The sequence below is a fragment of the Alphaproteobacteria bacterium PA2 genome (assembly GCA_002256425.1).
GTDB lineage: Bacteria > Pseudomonadota > Alphaproteobacteria > Caulobacterales > Caulobacteraceae > Phenylobacterium.
Genome location: NKIZ01000001.1, coordinates 2549848 through 2568943 on the forward strand (window position 1 = coordinate 2549848; position 19096 = coordinate 2568943).

Here is a 19096-nt window from a genome sequence, read left to right on the forward strand (position 1 = left end):
CATGTGCCTTGGGACTGCGACATTCCTGCTACAGATCCGTGACGTTTGCGTACCGCCTGCGGAGCTTGGGCGCCGGACAATGCGGGCAGCCGACGGTTTCCCTGGACCGGGGCGCCGCCCGGGTGGGCATATTTCGGTTTCCTGTTTTGATTGGACTTCGAAATCCTGGTCTGGGATTTCGTGTCCTTTAACCGGCGCCACAGCGCCCTTAAGGACCATCCCCTTGGCTGACAAACCCATCGAGGTCTTCATCGACGCCGACGCCTGTCCGGTGAAGGACGAGGTCTACAAGGTCGCCCAGCGCTATGGCCTGAAGACCTGGGTGGTCTCCAACGCCTTCATGCAGATCCCCCAATCGCCGATGATCGTCCGGATGATTGTCGACGCAGGGCCGGACGTGGCCGATGACTGGATCGCCGAGAATGTGAGCCCCGGCGATGTGACCATCACCAATGACATTCCCCTGGCCGAGCGGGTGCTGCAGGCGGGCGGTCACGCCCTGTCGGCCACCGGGCGGCCCTTTACGGAAAACTCCATCGGTCAGGCCATCGCCCAGCGGGCCCTGATGGAGCAGTTGCGGTCGACGGGCGAGTTCACCGGCGGCCCCAAACCCTTCGATCGCAATGACCGGTCGCGGTTCCTTCAGGCCCTGGACGAAGTGATTCAGAAAGAACGTCGAAAACGCGGAATCCGGTGATTGCACGCCCCGCCGGTTGGAGTAGTGACTGGCGCCAGACTTTGAATTTCTGGAGAGACACATGCGCGCCCTTCCCATCGCCGTGGCCATTCTGGGCCTGACCCTCGCAAGCTGCAGCAAGCCGGCCGAGGAAGCCAAGGCGCCCGAATCTGCTGAGGCCCCTGAGGCGGCCGAAGCCCCCGAGGCCGAAGAGGCGGAGGAAGTGACCGAGGCGCAGAAGGCCGCCCTGGTGGCCGCCCTGCCCGCCCCCTACAATGGCGGCGACATCGCCCACGGCAAGCAGCTCTTCGCGGTCTGCAAGGCCTGCCACACCCTGGTGGAGGGCGGGGCCAACATGACCGGCCCGAACCTGTGGGGCGTGTTCGGCCGGAAGGTCGCTGCGTCCACCGGCTTCAACTATTCCGACGGCATGAAGGCTGCGACCTTCAGCTGGGACGCCGCCCAGATGGACAAGTGGATCGAGAAGCCCTCGGCCATGATCACCGGCACCAAGATGACCTATGCCGGCATGAAGGCGCCCCAGGACCGCATCGACCTGATCGCCTATCTCCAGAGCGAAACCAGCGCTCCCAAGGAATAAGCCTATTTGGCGGCGGCGGGCGCCTGCTCGCCGCCTTCATAGGCCTCAATCCTGCGGGCGATGGCCTCTGGTGACTTCGTGTACCGGGCCAGCAGGTTGTAGAAGACCGGCACGATGAACAGGGTCAGCAGGGTCGAGAAGATCGCCCCGAAGAAGATCACAACGCCGATGGTCTTGCGGCTCTCGCCCCCGGCGCCGCCCCACAGGATCAGGGGCACTGCGCCCGCCGCAGCCGAGATCGAGGTCATGATGATCGGCCGCAGACGCAGGGCGGCGCTTTCGATCACCGCCTCCCGCACTGACCGACCCTCATCGCGCAGCTGATTGGCGAACTCGACAATGAGAATGCCGTTCTTGGCGGCTATGCCCACCAGGATGATCAGACCGATCTGACTGTAGGTGTTGAGCGTCGATCCGGCGATCAGCAGGCCGAACAGTCCGCCCAGCGCCGCCACCGGGACGGTCACCATGATGACCAGGGGATGGATCCAGCTTTCGAACTGGGCGGCGAGCACCAGAAACACCAGGAGCAGCGCCATGCCGAAGGCGAGGCCCACGGCGCCGCTGGCTTCCAGATAGTCCCGGGCCGTGCCGCCCCACTTGTAATTTACCCCGGGTGTCTTGCCCAACTCCGCCTTGAAGAAATCCACAGCCTGGCCGACCGTATAGCCGGGGTTAAGCTGGACCGTCAGACTGATGGAGCGCAGACGGTCGACCCGTTCGCGACTGGGGGTATCGCCCCGCACATGGGTGGTCACGACTGAGGACAGGGGTACAGGCGAGCCGTTGGACGTGCGGACATAGAGCCCGTCCAGGTCTGACTCATTCATCCGGTTGGCGCGGTCGGTCTGAAGGATGACGTCATACTCCTGACCAGCCTTCACATAGGTGGTCGCCTTGCGGGACCCGAACATGGTCTCCAGCGCCTTGCCTACGGACTGCGCCGGGACGCCGAGCTGGGCGGCCTTGTCACGGTCCAGGGAGACCAGAAGTCGGGGCGATGTCGGCTCATAGTCCAGCCTGGGCCGGGCCATGCCTGGATTGCCCATGGCCGCCGCCATCAAGGGGCGGACAATCCGTTCAATGTCGGGATACTCATCGCCGAGCACGATGATTTCGACCCCGCCGCCGCCACCACCACCGCCGCCCCGTTGCAGGCTCGGCCTTACCGAGGCGATGGCGCGGACGCTGGTGATGGCGCCGAACTTCTTGTTCATGTCCGCAGCTAGGTCAGGGGACGAGATCTTGTGCTTGGTGTCGTCAGGCAGGGACAGGTTGCCATTGCCGGTATTGAACTGGCTCTGGCCAAACCGCGGCATGCTGTAGGTGTAGAGCGCCGCCGAGCCGTCATTCACATAGGACTGCAGGATCTTTTCGACCTGGGCGCCGGCAGGCAGCATGTAGTCGAAACCGGCCCCCTCAGGGCCCTGGACCGAGATATCGACCCGGCCACGGTCTTCGTTCGGCACCAGTTCCTTCGGAAGGAATACAAAAAGGCCACCGGCGCAAAGGGCCAGACTCACCACCAGCACCATGGAGCCCACCGTCGCCGCCGGGCGGCCCAGCAGGGCCTCAAGGGAGGCGTGGTAGGAGGCGCGCAAGCTGCCCATGCCGTGGTCGACCTTACGGGCCAGCCAGCCTTCGTTCTCGGATTTACGCAGCAGCTTGGAGGCCAGCATGGGCGATAGGCTGAGGGCCAGCAGGGCCGAGAAGCCGACCGCCGCAGAAATGGCCACGGCCAGCTCCACGAACAGCCGCCCGATATAGCCGGGCATGAACATCAGGGGAGCGAAGACCGAGATCAGCACCACCGTTGTGGCGACCACCGCGAAGAAGACCTGCCGCGCGCCGCGCTGGGCGGCGATGACCGCAGGCTCTCCCTCATCCACCCGACGCTGGATGTTCTCCACCACGACAATGGCGTCATCCACTACAAGGCCGATGGCCAGCACCAGGGCCAGCAGGGTCAGCAGATTGATGGAGAAGCCCAGGGGCGCCAGGACGATGAAGGTCGACAATATGCAGATGGGCGCGACGATGGAGGGGATCAGGGCCGCCCGCCATGTGCCCAGGAACACGAAGTTCACCAGGGCCACCAGCACCAGGGACATGGACATGGTGATCCAGACTTCCTGGATGGCGTGCCTTGTGAAGACCGTGAAATCGGTGGCGATCTTCAGCCGCGTGCCTTTGGGCAGGGTCTTGTTGACCTCTTCAACGACCTTGCGCACGCCGTCGGAGATATCCAGGTCATTGGCCTGTGACTGGCGGGTGACGGCAATGCCAACCATGTCCAGACCGTTGGATCTGAACATGCGACGGCGCTCATCCGGGCCTTCCTCGATCCGGGCTATGTCCCCGAGCCGGGTGACATAGGCGTTCAGGTTCGAGGCGCTGGCCGTCGCCGAAGACGCGGCATTGGCTGCTCCGCCTGCCTGGGCGGTGGTGCCCAGGACGCCATTGGACCCGGCGACCGACGTCGTGCTTGCCCGGGTGGTTCCCCCCGCGGTGACCGGCAGACGGGCAAACTGCTCGGGCGTGGAATACCCCCGGGCGACGCGGATGGTGAAGTCCTTGGTGGGCGCCTCCAGGGCGCCAGCCGGCAGTTCCAGGTTCTGTGCGTTGAGGGCCGATTCCACGTCGTCGACAGTAATGCCCCGGGCCGCCATGGCCTTGGGGTCAAGCCAGATGCGCATGGCGTAGATCTGGCCGCCGCCGAGATTGACGGTCGCCACGCCGGGGACCGTGGAGAGCCGCTCGACCAGATAGCGATTGGCATAGTCCGACAGCTGCAGCCGTGTCTGGTTGCTGGACTGGAAGCTGAGGAACATGATCGGTGAGGCGTCCGCATTCGCCTTGGCGATCTGCGGCGGATCCGCCTGATTGGGCAGCTGGGACGAAACCCGGCTGACGGCGTCCCGGACATCATTGGCGGCCGCATCAAGATCGCGGTCCAGGGTGAAGGACACATTGACCCGGCTGACCCCGTCCCGCGAGGTGGAGTTGACCCGGTCAATACCCTGGATCCCCGCTACCTGGCGCTCGATCACCTGGGTGATGCGTTCTTCGACAACTTCTGCCGAGGCGCCGCGATAGGTGGTGGAGACACTGACCACCGGCGGATCCACGCTGGGCAGTTCGCGGACAGACAGGGTGGTGAAGGCGGCCACGCCGACAACGCACAGGATGATCGCCGCGACGGCGGCGAAGACCGGACGCCGGACGGAGAGATCGGAAAGGGTCATTGGGCCGGCCGGCTCGCGCCCTGGGCCCCTTGAGGACCGCCCGCGCCGGAGGGCGCACCAGCGCCGGGCCTGCCGCCGCCCTTGCCCACCGGCCGGATGGGCTGGCCGGGCTGAACCTTGTTGAGACCGTCGGCGACGATCATGTCACCCGCCGCCAGACCTTCCCTGATTTCCACCAGACCGTCCTGACGCACGCCGGTCACCACGATCCGCTGGTCAGCCATCATCTTCTGGCCGACCTTCTGGGCGGCGAAAACAAAGGCATTGTCCCCCTGGACCGAAACCGCTGTCTCGGGCGCGGCGAGCCCAGTACGGTCGCCCTTGGCGATCGCCACATGGAGCATCATGCCGGGCTTGAGGGCCTGGGAAGGATTGGGAAATTCGGCGCGGGCCGTCAGGGCGCGGGTGCGTTCGTCAATGCGGGTGTCCAGCCGGGCGATCACCCCGTGGACCTCCAGGCCCGGATAGGAATCGACGGTCGCTGTCACGGCCTGCCCCTGGCGCACGGCGGACAGGAAGCGGTCGGGAACCTGGAAATCGACCCGGATGGCGCTGAGATCATCCAGGGTCACAATCGCCGCCCCGGGGTTGATGACTGCGCCGGGGGCTATGTCCGACAGGCCGACAACGCCGGAGAAAGGCGCCCGGATCATCCGGTCGCCCTGCCGCGCCTGGGCGGCGGTCACGTCAGCCTTGGCGGACAGCCAGGCGGCTTCATACTGGTCGACGGCGGCCTTGGAGGCGAAACCCTTCTCGGCCAGGGATTTCCAGCGCAGATAGGCCCGTTCGGCCTGGACCAGCTTGGCCTGGCTCTGAAGGAGCCCGGCGTCCTGTTCCGAGGATTTCAGCTCGACCAGGACCTGGCCCCTGGTCACGGTCTGACCTGGCGTGAACAGCACCCGGCTGACCAGCTGGGTCGTCGCGGCTGAAAGGGTGACAGACTGTCTGCCCTTGGCCACGCCGATGACATCGAGCGTATCGGTGAAAACATGAGGCTTTACGGCGATCAGGGTCACCTGACTGGGCATGCCGCGGCCGCCACGGCCACCGCCGGCTCCACCACCGCCACCGGGTCCGCCTGAGCTCGCTGCAGGCCCGCCGCCACCCGCGCCCTTGGCCGGGGACAGCAGCTTCACGGCGCCTGCGACAATCATCAGGACCAGCACGATCAGTGCGCCTGCGAGGAAAAAGTGACGACGCAACAAGTTGGTGAAGCTCCAGGGGCCGCAGATCGGTGGCCCGACTCTCAAGGACGAAGTGCTCTTTGGGCCTCGAATCTAGGAGCGTCCAGTGTCTGCCGGATGGCGAAATATTTCGAAGTGAAAATAATCGGATTCCGCATACAAAACGGGCGCCCCTTTCGGGACGCCCGCGTGTTTCATACCTGGCGGTCAGACCTCAGGCGTCATAGCCCGGCAGGGCCCGGTCCAGCTTGCGCAGATTACCGGCCCAGCCCAGCTTGCCGCCAATGCCCCGGGACATCTGGTTGCGCACTTCGTTCTGGGCGGCTTCCGGTGCGAACAGCACGTTCTCGCGGCCGGCCGACAGGGCCATGACCTGTTGCTTGCAGGCGCGCTCGAGGAAGAACATCCGGGTCCAGCAGTCGGCGGCGTTCTCGCCGACGGTCAGGGTGCCGTGATTGCGCAGGAGCATCATGTTCTTGGTCCCGATATCGGCCACCAGACGCTCGCGCTCGTCCAGATTCAGGGCGATGCCTTCATAGTCGTGATAGGCCAGGTCCGGCAGGACGATCAGGGCGTGCTGGGACAGGGGCAGCAGGCCTTCCTTCTGCGAGGCCACGGCCACACCCTGGTCGGAATGCAGATGCATCACATAGTGGGCGTCTTCCCGGGCGGTGTGGACCGCCGAGTGGATGGTGAAGCCCGCCGGATTGATGAAATAGGGCGTGTCCTGCAGGATGTTGCCATCCAGATCGATCTTCACCAGGGACGAGGCGGTGATTTCCTCGAACAGCATGCCATAGGGGTTGATCAGGAAGTTATGCTCAGCTCCAGGAAGCCGGGCCGAAATGTGGGTGTAGATCATGTCGTCCCACCCATGCAGGGCGACCAGACGATAGAGGGCGGCGAGATCAACCCGCGCCTGCCATTCCTCGGCGCTGACCTTGCCCTTGAGCGAGATGACGCCAGCCATTGAACCGTCGGCCATGTGAAGCCTCCCTTGGATGTTCGGTTTGATCCTTGTCTGCAAAGTCGCGCCGACTGCGAGCAGCGTCAAGGGTGGAAGGCAGCGACAGCAACTCCCCCCAATCCTCACTCAACTGAAATCAGGGCACAACTCGCTCACTTCAAAAACCCTCAGTAAGCACGCTCAGGCCATCATAATCGTCTTCATCATCGTCCTCATCATGCTCATATCCATATCTGGTTCTGCTGATCGCCTTCGAATTGATCTTCTTCAGCTTTGATATGTGATCATCAAAGTCTATCAATTTTATGTTTCGACTAGCTAGATGTCCGAATTCACCGGCATAAAGTCCGCTAAACGGTGCACTCGTATATCCAATTGATTTGCCAACAAGATTTAAAAGCCAGTTGGCATCCATCGTATTAAGTTTCGCACCAAACTTGATATCTGGTTTCCTTGATATCTTCATATCTACAAATGCTTGAATAAGCATTACACGAATGTGTCCATTATTTGACTTTGAAAGCGCTATCAATAATTGATCTGAAATTCCAATTTCACATACAATCATCAACCAAAGCATCCATACTACTTCGTGATGATGATTCAATGACAACCCCCTACTTATGATCATTTCCGCAACGGACCGCCATCCATCCTTGTCAATTGAATGACCTCTCGCATATCTTTTAGCGACTATAAGACACGCATAGTCTAGTGCGTGTGGATGCTTTTGAACAATTCTTTGAATATTGGATTCTACGAAATCCCAGTTTCCCGATATGTATATACTACTATCATCAAGAGCTCTTAATAATATCTTCATTGGACTGTCAGATCCCACCTCCTTGGAGGTATTTACTGATTCTGATATCGCCCTTTCAATATCATTTACTTCAGACGGAAATCCAAAAATTCGCCCGGTATGATCACGCAACCTCTGGGCCCAAAGATCATTTATCGGATCTAAGCTTGAATATATCTTCGTCTTCTGATCATTCAGATTCAATTCATATGTAGCAAGCACTTCTCTTAGATGAGAAAGAACAGACTGCGCATCATATTCGGTCCTCAATCCAATGTAGTAGTCATCTACATGACGAACTGCGCCAATGATAATATTGTTGACCAATTTCTCCAATTCTTCGTCGATTTTTGATAGGACAAATTCCGCGATTATTCTATAGGCATCCGGCCCTATCAATACACCTCTAGTATTTCCATTTTGGGAATTTCTGACAAAGAAATCTAGCGCATTGAACTGATTTTTCTTGGAGTTTTTATTTGTGTCCGATTTTGACTCAGAAATTCCGTGTGCAGCCCATGCTATAGAATGTGTATATATGCTTGGAAAACATTGAGATATATCGGCCTTTAGTATGTATGGTGAGAATTTTAGATTCTTCGATGTGTGTTTTGACAATTCAGATAGAGAAGGTACTTTAATTGTTCTGTCGTCTAAATGCCCTAAGGGAACAGGTCTTCCAATTGAATAATGGGATTTATTCAATTTTCTTTCAATGAATTTCCATTTCCTCCAAATAAATGTAGAAATATGAAAATATGAAACAATATTTGGAGTCCCAAAGAATCTTCTACTGCCATCATGCTTAGTGCCACTATATCTTATATATTCTGTTCTTCTTTCATGAAACTTTCCGTTGTCTAAATCCGAAACAATTCCGCGAAATGATCTCTCAGAATCTCTGGAGTCAAAACACGGAGGCAAAGTTTCCGGATACAAACCATTGTTCATGAGGCTAAAGCGAGATTTCATGCCTAATCTGTCTCCGAGTACTTTGAACCAAGATTCAATATAGCCAATTCAGAGGCGCGGATTTAATTCACTCAATCTCAGCTAGCTGTCAATTTTTACGCACGGAGAAACTCTCGTTCCTCGCGGATTAACCAACTCCGCAACCGCCCCGGCCGCAGCCTCCAGCCCCGACGTTGTCATCTCCCCAAGTTCGACCACCCCGCACAGGGGGCGTTCGTCCTTGCGGGCCGAGCGGTCATAGGCCGGGTCGTAGTGGTGCTCCATCAGGGCCTCGGCCAGGTCTGCGAAGGCGCCTTCGTCGGCCAGGGCCCGCCAGTCGGTGAGACGCTTCTGCCCGGGATAGACCGGCAGGCGGGCGAAGGCGGCTTCCAGGGCCTGACGGTCCTCGATGATGTCGCGATAGGCGGTCACCAGGTAGCGGGCCCGCTCAGCCCGGGGGGCGTGGACCTCGATGCGCGGGGCGACCTGCATGGCCTTCCACAGCAGGGGCGGCGTCATGATCTGGCCGATCTTGCTGGACTCGGCCTCGACCACCACCGGCCGAGCGGGATCCAGGGCGTCCACGGCGGCCAGCAGCCGGCTCTCGAACATCTTCTGGCTGGGCTGGGGCTTGCCGGCCATGGCGCCGAACAGGGAGCCGCGATGGTGGGCCAGGCCCTCCAGGTCCAGGGTCTGCACCCCGTAGGCGGCCAGGCGGTTCAGTATGTCGGTCTTGGCCGAGCCGGTGTGGCCGTCCAGCAATATGACCTGAAGAGGCGAGGTCTCGTCATAGAGCCTGGTCTGCACAGCCCGGCGATAGGTCTTGTAGCCCCCGGTAAGCAGGGTGACGGGCCAGCCCACCTGATCAAGTATGGTCGCCATGGCGTTGGACCTCTGCCCGCCACGCCAGCAATAGATCAGGGGCTTGAAGCCCGAAGGCCGGTCGGTCAGGGCGTTTTCCAGGTGCTTGGCGATGTTGCGGGCCACATGGGCCGCACCGATCCGGCGGGCCAGGAAACGGGACTCCTGGACATAGATGGTCCCGACCTCGGCGCGCTCTTCGTTGTCCAGGACCGGCAGGTTTTCGGCGCCCGGCAGGTGGTCCTCGGCGAACTCGCCAGGGCTGCGCACGTCGATGATGGCGTCGTATTTCGCCAGGGACGCGGCGTCGACGGCGGAGGTGGTCTGGATGGCCATGGGGATTTGCTAGCACAGCGCGGCGGGGGCATGCGAGCGGCTGGCGCCAGATTGGTGAACCGGGGTATGAGGCGCGGACTTCTTTGCAAGGACGCCCCCATGACCCAGCCCGTGCGCCTGACCTCCCTCGCCCACGGCGGCGGCTGTGGCTGCAAGATCGCCCCGGCGGTTCTGCAGGACATCCTGTCGAAAATGCCGGCGGCCGCCAGCTTTCCCAATCTTCTGGTGGGGACCGAAAGCTCGGACGACGCAGCGGTCTGGAAGCTCAATGACACCCAGGCCCTGGTGGCCACCACCGACTTCTTCATGCCTGTGGTGGACGATCCCTTCGACTTCGGCCGGATCGCCGCGACCAATGCCCTGTCGGACATCTACGCCATGGGCGGGACCCCGATCATGGCCCTGGCCATTGTCGGCATGCCCATCGACAAGCTGTCGCCGGACACCATCGGCCAGATCCTGGCCGGCGGCGCCTCGGTCTGCGCCGCGGCGGGTATTCCCGTGGCCGGGGGCCATTCCATCGACAGTGTTGAGCCGATCTATGGCCTGGTGGCCCTGGGCCTGGTCCACCCTGACCGGGTTCTGAAAAACACCGGGGCCCAGGCCGGGGACGTACTGATCCTGACCAAGCCCCTGGGGGTGGGAATCCTCAGCGCCGCCTTCAAGCAGGAGAAGATCTCCACGGCCGGCTATGACGCCCTGATCGCCTCGACGACCCAGCTGAACCTCGTGGGCCAGGCCCTGGGCGGCATGGACGGCGTCCATGCCATGACCGATGTCACCGGCTTTGGTCTGCTGGGCCACGGCCTGGAAATCGCCCGGGGCTCGGGCCTGACCGCCGTGATCTCTGCCCAGGCGCCCGCCATCCTTCCCGATGTGGAGGCCCTGGCCAAGGACGGGGTGCGAACCGGCGCCTCGGTGCGGAACTGGGCCAGCTATGGCGGGTCGGTGGACGGAGCCGACGCCCTTCCCGACTGGCGCCGCGACCTGCTGTGCGATCCCCAGACCAGCGGCGGCCTGCTGATTTCGGCCGCGCCGGACAAGGCCGATGAGGTCATGGCCCTTGTCCGCGCCGGCGGCTTCGCCAATGCCCGGGTCGTTGGCCGCCTGGAAGCCGGCGGCGGACGCATCCGGGTCGAGGCCTGACCCACACACCGGTCACCCCGGCGGAGGCCGGGGTCCAGTTCATTGGGTTGTGCATTGGTCGGATGCCCAAGGAGCAGCCTTTCCGGAAGGGCCGTGACCTACGACCTGGATACCGGCCTTCGCCGGTATGACCGGGGTTGCTTGGGGACCCTAGCCCTCCGTCCGGACCCTAGCCACGGCGTCCAGCCAGTGGGCGTAGGCGGCCTCTCTCTGGTGGCCGTCAGAACTGGGTTCATGCCGCTCCGTGGTCGGACGGCTGGCGGCGGCTTCTGCGACGTCGGCATAGACCCCGGCGCCTACCCCGGCGAACAGGGCCGCGCCAAGGGCTGTCGTCTCCTGATAGGTGGCCCGTCCCACGGCCACACCGGTCAGGTCGGCCAGCCTCTGGCTGAACCAGGACGAACGGGACATGCCCCCATCGATCCGCAGCTCCACACCCTCGCCAAAGGCTTCGGAGGCGTCGGCCCGCATGGCCTCGATCAGGTCGCGGGTCTGAAGGGCGCAGGCGTCGAAGGCGGCATGGGCGATTTCGGCCAGGCCTGTGTCCCGGGTCATGCCAAACAGCGCCCCGCGGGCATCTGCATCCCACCAGGGTGCGCCAAGGCCTGTGAAGGCGGGGACCATGACCACCCCGTGGTCGGCCTTTGCGGTCTGGGCCAGGGCCTCAACCCCGCCGCCGCCGCCGGGCACGCCAAGCCCCTCATTGACCCATTGCAGGGCCGCGCCGGCGATGAAGATCGAGCCTTCAAGGGCAAAGGTTGTCTTGCCGCCGACCCTGGCGGCGACGGTGGTAAGCAGGCGGGCGTGGGATGTCGGCGCCGCCTCGCCGGTATTGACCAGCATGAAACAGCCCGTGCCATAGGTAGCCTTCATCTCGCCGGGCCGGATGCAGCCCTGCCCCATCAATGCGGCCTGCTGGTCGCCGGCCACCCCGCGGATGGGAATGGCGGCGCCGAACAGGGCCGGATCGGTCTGGCCATAGTCATCCGCGCAATCCAGCACCCGGGGCAGGATCTGCGGCGGTACATCCAGCATTTCCAGCATGTCGGACGACCAGGCCTGCTTGCGGATGTCGAACAACAGGGTGCGGGAGGCGTTTGTGGCGTCGGTGGCGTGGACCGCCCCGCCGGTCAGCTTCCAGATGACCCAGGTGTCCATGGTGCCCATGAGCAGGTCGCCCGCCTGTGCCCGGCTCCGCGCGCCATCCACATTGCCCAGCAGCCAGGCGACCTTGGTTCCCGAGAAATAGGGGTCGAGCAGCAGGCCCGTCGTCTCGGTGACCAGGGCCTCAAGCCCGGCCTTGCGCAGGCGTTCGCATGTGGCCGCAGTGCGGCGGTCCTGCCAGACAATCGCCTTGTGGATCGGCTCGCCCGTAACCTTGTCCCAGATGACCACGGTCTCACGCTGGTTGGTGATGCCGATGGCGGTGATGTCGCCGGCCTTGCACCCGGCTTTGGCTATGGCTTCTGCGATGACCGCGACGCTGGTCTGAAAGATCTCGGTGGCGTCGTGCTCCACCCAGCCGTCCTGGGGATAGAACTGCTCGAGGGGCCGGCCGGCCTCGGCCAGGGGTTCGCCTCTGGCGTTGAAGATGATGGCCCGGGTCGAGGTGGTGCCCTGGTCGAGGGCGAGGATCAGAGGTTCAGCCATGTCGTCTCCCCGAGGGCGGCCCGGCCGCGATCAATTTGCGGCAAGGTCCTGTTTCCACGATTTTGTAACCATGTTTTCACGTCCCCGGAACAGGCTCCCCCCAGCACTTGGCACCAAAAAGGATTCGGTCTTGGGACTGGCGGCATATTCCGGCGACCTGGCGAGCTATTCCGCTGACTCCGCCTCCCCCGCCGCCCGGGACCGGCTGGTCATGGCGGTGGTCAGGCTGTGCCGGCTTGCACAGGGTGCGCCTGTGCCCACCGAAGCCGCCAGCCAGGTGTCAGGCCTGACCCATAATCTCCTGGCCTTCAGTGACCCTGAAACCCGGTTGCGCCTTGCCGAGGACCTGGCGGAGGCGCCCTGGCCCAGCCAACAGCTGGTCTGGGCCCTGGCGACCGGCCCCATCGACTCCGCTGCGACGGTCCTGAGGTCCAGCCCGGTCCTCGACCGCGCCGACCTCTGCGCCCTGGTGCGCGCCACCGGGCCAGACCATCATATCGAAATCGCCCGACGCAATGGCCTGCCCTCGCCGGTGACCGACCTGCTCATCAGCCTCAAGGACGGCGCCGTCCTGACGGCCCTGGCGGAAAACCCGCGCCTGGACCTTACCCGGTCCCACCTCAATGACCTGACAGCGGCGGCACGGACAGTGGCGGCCCTGCGCAGTCCCCTGGCGGATCATCGTCAACTTTCCGAGAGCCAGGCCTATGGGCTCTATGCCTGGTGTGATCCTGCGCTGCGGGCCCGGCTGGCGGAGCGATTCAGCCTCAAGACTGAAACCCTGGACACCGCCCTCGCTGTTTCCGACCCCGCCCTGGTGTCTGACGACGCGGCCATCGGCGCCCAGATCGCCAAGATGCACAGCGCCGGCCAGCTGACCTGCGGACACCTGGTTCGCAATGCGCTGGACAGCCAGCTTGCCGCCTTCATTCAGGGGCTGGCCCGCCTGGGCGATCTTCCGCTGCCTCGCCTGCGCGCAGCTGTGAACGGAGAGAGCGTCGAGCCGCTTGCCCTTGCCTGCCGGGCTGTGGGCATGGACCGCACGGTCTTCCCCCAGGTGCTGGCCGCCGTGCGAAGGCTTAACGGCGCACGTCCCCTTGGACGGTCTGATGACGCCGAACGGATAGATCAGGCCTTTGGCGGGATATCCCCCATCTGGGCCGCCAGGGCCTTCAGACTGCTTGACCAAAACCAGGTTTGACATTGGGCCAGGTTCCAAGGCTTTTGGCGCCGGCATGAGTACGACCAATCCTCCCGTCCGCAGCCTGGCCTTTCTGGCCAGCGATCGGCCCGAAGCCCAGGAGGCGCTCGCCCGGCTGTCGGCGCGCTATGGCCAGTGCGCACAGGACGAGGCCGATGTGGTGGTGGCCCTGGGCGGCGACGGGTTCATGCTGGAAGTCCTGCACGGCCAGCGTGGCAGCCACCGTCCCATCTATGGCATGAACCGGGGATCGGTCGGCTTCCTGATGAACGAATACGCCGAGGATGATCTGCTCGAGCGGATCAATGACGCCGAGCGGGCGACCATCCACCCGCTGAAAATGCTCGCCACAGATTCCGCAGGTGTCGTGCACAAGGCCATGGCGATCAATGAAGTGTCATTGCTGAGGCAGACCCGCCAGACCGCGAAGCTGCGGATCTCCATCGACGGCAAGGTCAGGCTGAGCGAGTTGTCCTGTGACGGCGCCCTGGTTTCAACCCCAGCCGGATCGACGGCCTATAACCTGTCAGCTCATGGTCCGATCATTCCTCTGGACGCCAAGGTCCTGGCCCTGACGCCGATCAGCGCCTTCCGCCCCCGCCGCTGGCGCGGCGCGCTTCTGGCCCACACCGCGCGGGTTTCCTTTGAAATTCTCGAAGCCGAGAAACGTCCCGTTTCGGCGGTGGCCGACAATCTGGAAGTCCGCGACGTGGTGGAAGTCCATATTTCTGAAGACCGCCAGGTCAGTATGCGGATGCTATTTGACGCAGGCCGCAGCCTGGAAGAACGGGTGCTCGCCGAGCAGTTTTCCGTTTAGTCTCGGCGAAATCCAGCCCCTGACTCGCCACACCCATTGTTAACCGGTGGGAATTAACCTTCAGGGTGATTGTGATCCGAGGTGACGTGTCTTGAGCCAAGATAACTCCGTTCAGGTGATCCCGGCCTCTAACGCCCTGCGTGAAAAGGTCGGCGGTCGGTTTGGCGCCATTGACCCGGCGGCCATCGCCAAGGCTGAGGCAGCCCTCCAGAGCCTGTCGGGCAATTTCGCCCAGTGGCTGAACGATGAAGTGGTCAAGCTCGACGGCGCGCGCCTGCGCGTGAAGAACGAGGGCCAGAACGTCGAGACGATGGAATTCCTCTATCTGCGCTGCCACGACCTCAAGGGCCTGGGCTCCACCTATGGCTTTCCCCTGGTCACCCGCTTCAGCGCTTCCCTGTGCAAGCTGATCGACGACAAGGAAAAGCGCGTCAACGCGCCGATGAACCTGATCGACGCCCACATTGACGCCATCAAGGCCGCCGTGCGCAACGAGATCAAGACCGATGAACATCCCATCGGACGCGCCCTGATCGCCGAGCTGGAAAAGACCGTCGCCGAGCTCAGCGCCTAGAGCGCCGACAGGACGAGCCCTGGCTACATGACGTTGGCCAGGGGTTCTTCGACAATCCCGTAACCGGCGTCCGGTGGCAGGGCCAGGACCTTGCCGTTCGGCGTATCCTTCATTTCCGGCCTGACCGTGACGAGCTTGCGGGCCTGCGCCCGGGCTATGCAATCGTCAGCGCTGCTGGCTTCGGCGAGAAGCTGCACATTCATGCGGGTCGGGAAGATCACCTTGCGCTTTCCGGCCTGCGCCAGGCGCAGGACTTCTGAGGGCTCAATCCACTCGGCGTCCACGGTCTCGCGGCCATCACAGGCGGCCAGCTGGTCAGCCGGGGCGTGCGCCACATAGAACCAGGTGTCGAACCGCTTGGGGGTCATGGGCGGCGTGATCCAGCGGGCGAAGACCGTCAGGGTGTTCAGGTCCAGCTTGGCGTCCAGGTCCCGCACCACGTCCAGGAAGGCGGTCTTCCCGGCGTCCACCGCCTGGCGGACCTCCATGGGGGCCACCTGATCGCCCATGGGCGAACCGTCCGTTCGCCGGGCCAGCAGAATTCCAGCTTCCTCGAAAACTTCGCGGATCGCAGCTATGCGAAGGCCGCGCTGGACGGCGTCGTGGTCCTCGCCTCCGAGAATATGATCGGCCCAGGCTGGATCATCATCCCCCGCATGGGTCTTGCCGCCCGGAAAGACCAGGGCGCCTGAGGCGAAGTCGATCTGGTGATGACGCTTGACCATCAGCACCTCGAAGGTCGGGTCATCGCGCAGGATGAGGATGGTGGCGGCGGGCTTGATTTCGCTGTCAGGCGCTATGCGTGGGGCGTTGTCGGTCATGGGCACAGCTTGGGCGCCGCTGCGGCGCAAGGCAAGAGGCCTTTGGCGGGATCAGACTGCGAGGGCCGGACGCTTCTCGGACCGGGTTTCGGTCGACAGACGGTCCATCTTGTCCAGCAGGTATTCCACGTCTTCCTTGGCCACATGGACAGGCTGGGTCAGGAAGCGCTGGAGCATGGTTTCCTGGAAGCGCTCGCGATCCTTGGCGCCGCCGTCGAATTCCATGGTATGGAAGGTGTCCACCGCCGCCCGGAAGGCGGGGAAAAGGCGGGCCGGCAGACCGGTTCTCTCGTAGATGGCCCGAAGACCAAGAGGGCCGGCGTCATGGACCATCATCCAGGTCCGGTGATGCGGAATGGCGGAGAGCTGGGACAGGCCCCACTCAAAGAACGACATATGGCCGTGGGCCAGGGATCGCAGCAGCAGGGAGGCCGTCAATCGGTCATGCTTGTGCAGGTGGGCGACAAAATTGCGGATGTCGCCGGTCTTGCCGGCCTGGTCCACCAGATCGATGGTCGCCCGCTCCTTGGCGCCCAGGGCGATATCCAGGGCCAGCTCTGCGGAAATCTCATGATGGTTCAGCAGGTGATCGCGGACCGTATCACCCACCATGTTGATGAGCTTTTCCGTCACCGACATGGGCAGGGCGTGGCGATAGGCCACCGCCGCCAGGACCCGCTCGGACTGCTCGAAGCGGACCAGGACCTCCTCCAGGGTCGCTTCTGCGAAGTCGGCGTTATCATTGGCGCAGACCGCCTCGACGGCGCGCTCGACACCATGCTCCACTATGGCCGTGCTCACGGATTTGGAAACCCGCGGGCGCTTGGCGATGACAACCTGACGGACAGGATCACCAAGACGAACAATCTCCACCAGATCCTCGTCGGTAAAGACCGGCGACATGGACAGGATGGGCAGGGCGATGCTTTCGACGTCCCTGGACAGGCGCAGGGCCACGTCCCGGGGGATCATGGGCGAGGCCTTCAGGGTGACCGCCAGGGCCCGGCGCACCAGCTCAGTGGCGTCCTGGGCCATGACCCGCAGGATGTCCTCAGCGCGCTCGCGCTCTTCCCCGGTCAGGGTGTTACGGTCGACATAGCGGCAGATCTTGTGGGCGGCGATGGCGCGCTCGTCCGGCGTCGCGCCCTTCACCAGCATGCGGACGTCTTCATCCGTCAGCGCGGCTCGTGTGGTCGACATGCCAGCCTCAATACGTCCCGAAGGGAGGGTCCCCGAAGGGTGATAATCAGTCGTTAGGCTTAATGAACGGTTTCGAAGGCGCCGGGAAGCCGGTTCCATCGACCAAATTGTGGATTGTCAAAGAGCCGCCGTAACCTGTTGCAAACTTTGAGGTCTTACCTTTCACGAATATCTCGCTGCATCCAGGAATTGTGCGACTACATGCAAGAACAACTCGCCGGGCGTCCCGTTAAGGATCAGGCCCTGACCAGACAGGCCCTCGAGGCCCAGGCGGCCCTCCTGCCCTATGCCCTGGCGACCTTCGCCATCTGCCTGCCGATTTTCGTCTGGGGCGGTAGCCTGGCGCCCAATTCCGTGTGGATGAGCATCAGCTTCGCCCTTTTCGCTGCGGCCTGGGGCATTTTCTACGCCGCTGTTTCCTGGATCAAGGCTCCGGCCTCGCAGGGCCGGATCGAGGTCAGGTCGCGCCTGCAGGTGGCTTGCGGCCTTGTCTGGTCCCTGGCCGTTGCGGAGATCGCCTTCTTCGCCGACCACGCCGGCCCCTTGCGCGAGACCCTGCTGCTGATGTCAGTCGCCGCCGCAATCCTCGTGGTGTTCTTCGCCGCACCCTGGCTGCCCAGCCTGCTGATTGTCGGTCCTGCCGCCGCAGCCGCACCGGTGCTGCTGCTCAGCCTGAACCCCGAGACCGCCGATTTGGGGCGCATATGTCTTGGGGCGGTAGCCCTGTCCCTGGCCCTGGCCCTGATCTTCAACCGTGTCCTGCGACGACAGTTCGAAATGGCCGCAGACCGCGAGGCCCTGATCGCTGACCGTGCTGGCGCTGTGGATGAAGCCAGGCGCCTGGCCCAGTCCAAGTCCGACCTCGTCGCAACCCTCAGCCACGAAATCCGCAATGGCCTGACCGGCGTGACCCAATTGCTGGCCGCCGCAGCCGAGCGCGGTCATCGCAGCGGTCCGACCCGCGAGCAGGTCGCAGACGCCCTGCGGGCCGCCAATGAGCTCATCAATGTCCTGAATACGACCCTGGATTCGGAAACCGCCGTCGCCGGCGAGCTGATGGTCAGCAAGACGGCTTTGGACTTGCCGGGACAGGTGCGGAGCCTGGCCGCCACCCAGCGCGGGATTGCTTCCGCCAAGGGCCTGGAGCTGCAGGTCTTCATTGACCCGGAACTGGAGACCCAGGGCGGAGCCGCCCTCGGGGATGCGGGCCGGGTCCGGGACATTCTGGCCAACCTGCTTTCCAACGCCCTGAAGTATACCGTCCGGGGCCGGGTCGAAGCGCGCCTCGCCCTCCTGGGCCGCGACCGCATGGTGGTCGAAATCGTCGACACTGGTCCGGGCCTCGACGCCCGGGAACTCGCCCAGGCCTTTGAGCCCTTTCATCGCGTGGAACGCACCAGCGCCGGGACTTCGGGCGCCGGACTTGGCCTGTCCCTGTCAAGGGAGCTGGCCCAGTTGATGGGCGGCAGCCTGACCGCCTCTGGTGCGGTCGGCGTTGGCTGCTGTTTCCGGCTGGAACTGCCCTTTGATCCCCTGGCTGTCGCCCCGGCCGGCGCCGAACCCGGAGATGCCGAAGTCCCGCAGCCATCAGAGCGTGATACCCTGCGGGTGCTCTTCGCCGAAGACGACGCCCTGGCCGCGGCCATGCTTCGCGCCACCCTCGAACAACTGGGCCACCAGGTGGTCCAGACCACCACCGGCCGGCGCGCCATTGACCTGGCCAGGATCTGCGACCTCGACCTGATCATGATTGATGGGGACATGCCCGGCATGGATGGTCCGGAAACCATCGCCGAGATCCGCAGGATCGATGGGCCAGCCGCAAGGGCGCCCATTGTGGCGGTGATCGAGGGTGACGCCGATCAGGCCCAGGCCTGCCGGGACGCCGGGGCCGACGCCATTTTGCGCAAGCCGGTGTCAGCGGTGGCCCTCAGCCGCGCCGTCGCCGACGCCCTGGCCGTGAAACCCGCGACGCCAAACCTCCGACTGGTCAGCTGATCGCGCCTTGAGACATCGGAGCGAAGCCGTCACTATGCCCGCGCAAACTGTAGCGGGGGGATTTCG

General features: G+C 63.2%; 15 protein-coding genes. 7 read left to right on the plus strand and 8 right to left on the minus strand.

The features are described 5' to 3' along the window. The first annotated feature begins 79 nt into the window (after positions 1-79). Both CFE28_12280 and CFE28_12285 read left to right on the plus strand, forming a co-directional pair. Positions 80-697 carry a hypothetical protein gene (locus tag CFE28_12280; GenBank protein OYU70699.1) on the plus strand — a complete coding sequence of 206 codons (618 nt, stop codon included), beginning with the start codon at positions 80-82 and terminating at the stop codon, positions 695-697. Positions 698-758: 61 nt separating this feature from the next. Further along, the gene (locus CFE28_12285) at positions 759-1277 is read left to right on the plus strand and encodes a cytochrome c family protein (GenBank protein OYU70700.1); all 519 of its coding nucleotides are present in this window, start codon (positions 759-761) and stop codon (positions 1275-1277) included. A 2-nt stretch (positions 1278-1279) separates the two neighbouring features. On the opposite strand, the gene CFE28_12290 is transcribed toward CFE28_12285, so the two are convergent. From CFE28_12290 to CFE28_12310, 5 genes are all read right to left on the minus strand, one after another. Next, the gene (locus CFE28_12290; GenBank protein ID OYU70701.1) at positions 1280-4522 is read right to left on the minus strand and encodes a multidrug transporter AcrB; all 3243 of its coding nucleotides are present in this window, start codon (positions 4520-4522) and stop codon (positions 1280-1282) included. Further along, a complete protein-coding gene (locus tag CFE28_12295) occupies positions 4519-5676 on the minus strand; it encodes an efflux transporter periplasmic adaptor subunit (protein ID OYU71693.1) in 1158 nt (385 codons plus the stop codon). The genes CFE28_12290 and CFE28_12295 overlap by 4 nt, the downstream gene beginning before the upstream one ends. Positions 5677-5920: 244 nt before the next feature. After that, positions 5921-6691, minus strand: a complete 771-nt coding sequence (locus CFE28_12300; protein ID OYU70702.1) for a class II aldolase — start codon at positions 6689-6691, stop codon at positions 5921-5923. Between the two features lie 139 nt (positions 6692-6830). After that, positions 6831-8447, minus strand: coding sequence for a hypothetical protein (locus CFE28_12305; protein ID OYU70703.1), 1617 nt, complete (start codon positions 8445-8447; stop codon positions 6831-6833). A gap of 81 nt (positions 8448-8528) precedes the next feature. Further along, the gene (locus tag CFE28_12310; GenBank protein ID OYU70704.1) at positions 8529-9623 is read right to left on the minus strand and encodes a tRNA 2-selenouridine(34) synthase MnmH; all 1095 of its coding nucleotides are present in this window, start codon (positions 9621-9623) and stop codon (positions 8529-8531) included. A 99-nt stretch (positions 9624-9722) separates the two neighbouring features. On the opposite strand from CFE28_12310, the gene CFE28_12315 reads away from it, so the two are divergent. Then, the gene (locus CFE28_12315; protein ID OYU70705.1) at positions 9723-10769 is read left to right on the plus strand and encodes a selenide, water dikinase SelD; all 1047 of its coding nucleotides are present in this window, start codon (positions 9723-9725) and stop codon (positions 10767-10769) included. A 150-nt stretch (positions 10770-10919) separates the two neighbouring features. On the opposite strand, the gene glpK is transcribed toward CFE28_12315, so the two are convergent. Next, entirely contained in the window at positions 10920-12419 is a 1500-nt protein-coding gene (gene glpK / locus CFE28_12320) for a glycerol kinase (GenBank protein ID OYU70706.1), read from the minus strand. On the opposite strand from glpK, the gene CFE28_12325 reads away from it, so the two are divergent. The 3 genes from CFE28_12325 to CFE28_12335 all read left to right on the plus strand — a co-directional run bounded on the left by CFE28_12325 (position 12361) and on the right by CFE28_12335 (position 15011). Further along, complete coding sequence (locus CFE28_12325; protein ID OYU70707.1) at positions 12361-13620, plus strand: hypothetical protein; 1260 nt, start codon at positions 12361-12363, stop codon at positions 13618-13620. The genes glpK and CFE28_12325 overlap by 59 nt on opposite strands. A gap of 34 nt (positions 13621-13654) precedes the next feature. After that, positions 13655-14437, plus strand: a complete 783-nt coding sequence (locus CFE28_12330; protein ID OYU71694.1) for an NAD kinase — start codon at positions 13655-13657, stop codon at positions 14435-14437. Positions 14438-14528: 91 nt separating this feature from the next. Next, on the plus strand, positions 14529-15011 hold the full coding sequence (locus CFE28_12335; protein OYU70708.1) for an Hpt domain-containing protein: 483 nt from the start codon (positions 14529-14531) through the stop codon (positions 15009-15011). Positions 15012-15034: 23 nt separating this feature from the next. Here CFE28_12335 and CFE28_12340 read toward each other — a convergent pair whose 3' ends face one another. Further along, positions 15035-15832 (minus strand): NUDIX hydrolase, encoded by a 798-nt coding sequence (locus tag CFE28_12340; GenBank protein OYU70709.1) that lies wholly within the window; start codon positions 15830-15832, stop codon positions 15035-15037. Positions 15833-15883: 51 nt separating this feature from the next. Next, entirely contained in the window at positions 15884-17032 is a 1149-nt protein-coding gene (locus CFE28_12345) for a hypothetical protein (GenBank protein OYU70710.1), read from the minus strand. A gap of 201 nt (positions 17033-17233) precedes the next feature. Here CFE28_12345 and CFE28_12350 point away from each other — a divergent pair, with 201 nt between their 5' ends. Beyond that, positions 17234-19030, plus strand: a complete 1797-nt coding sequence (locus CFE28_12350; protein OYU70711.1) for a hybrid sensor histidine kinase/response regulator — start codon at positions 17234-17236, stop codon at positions 19028-19030. Positions 19031-19096: the final 66 nt, after the last annotated feature.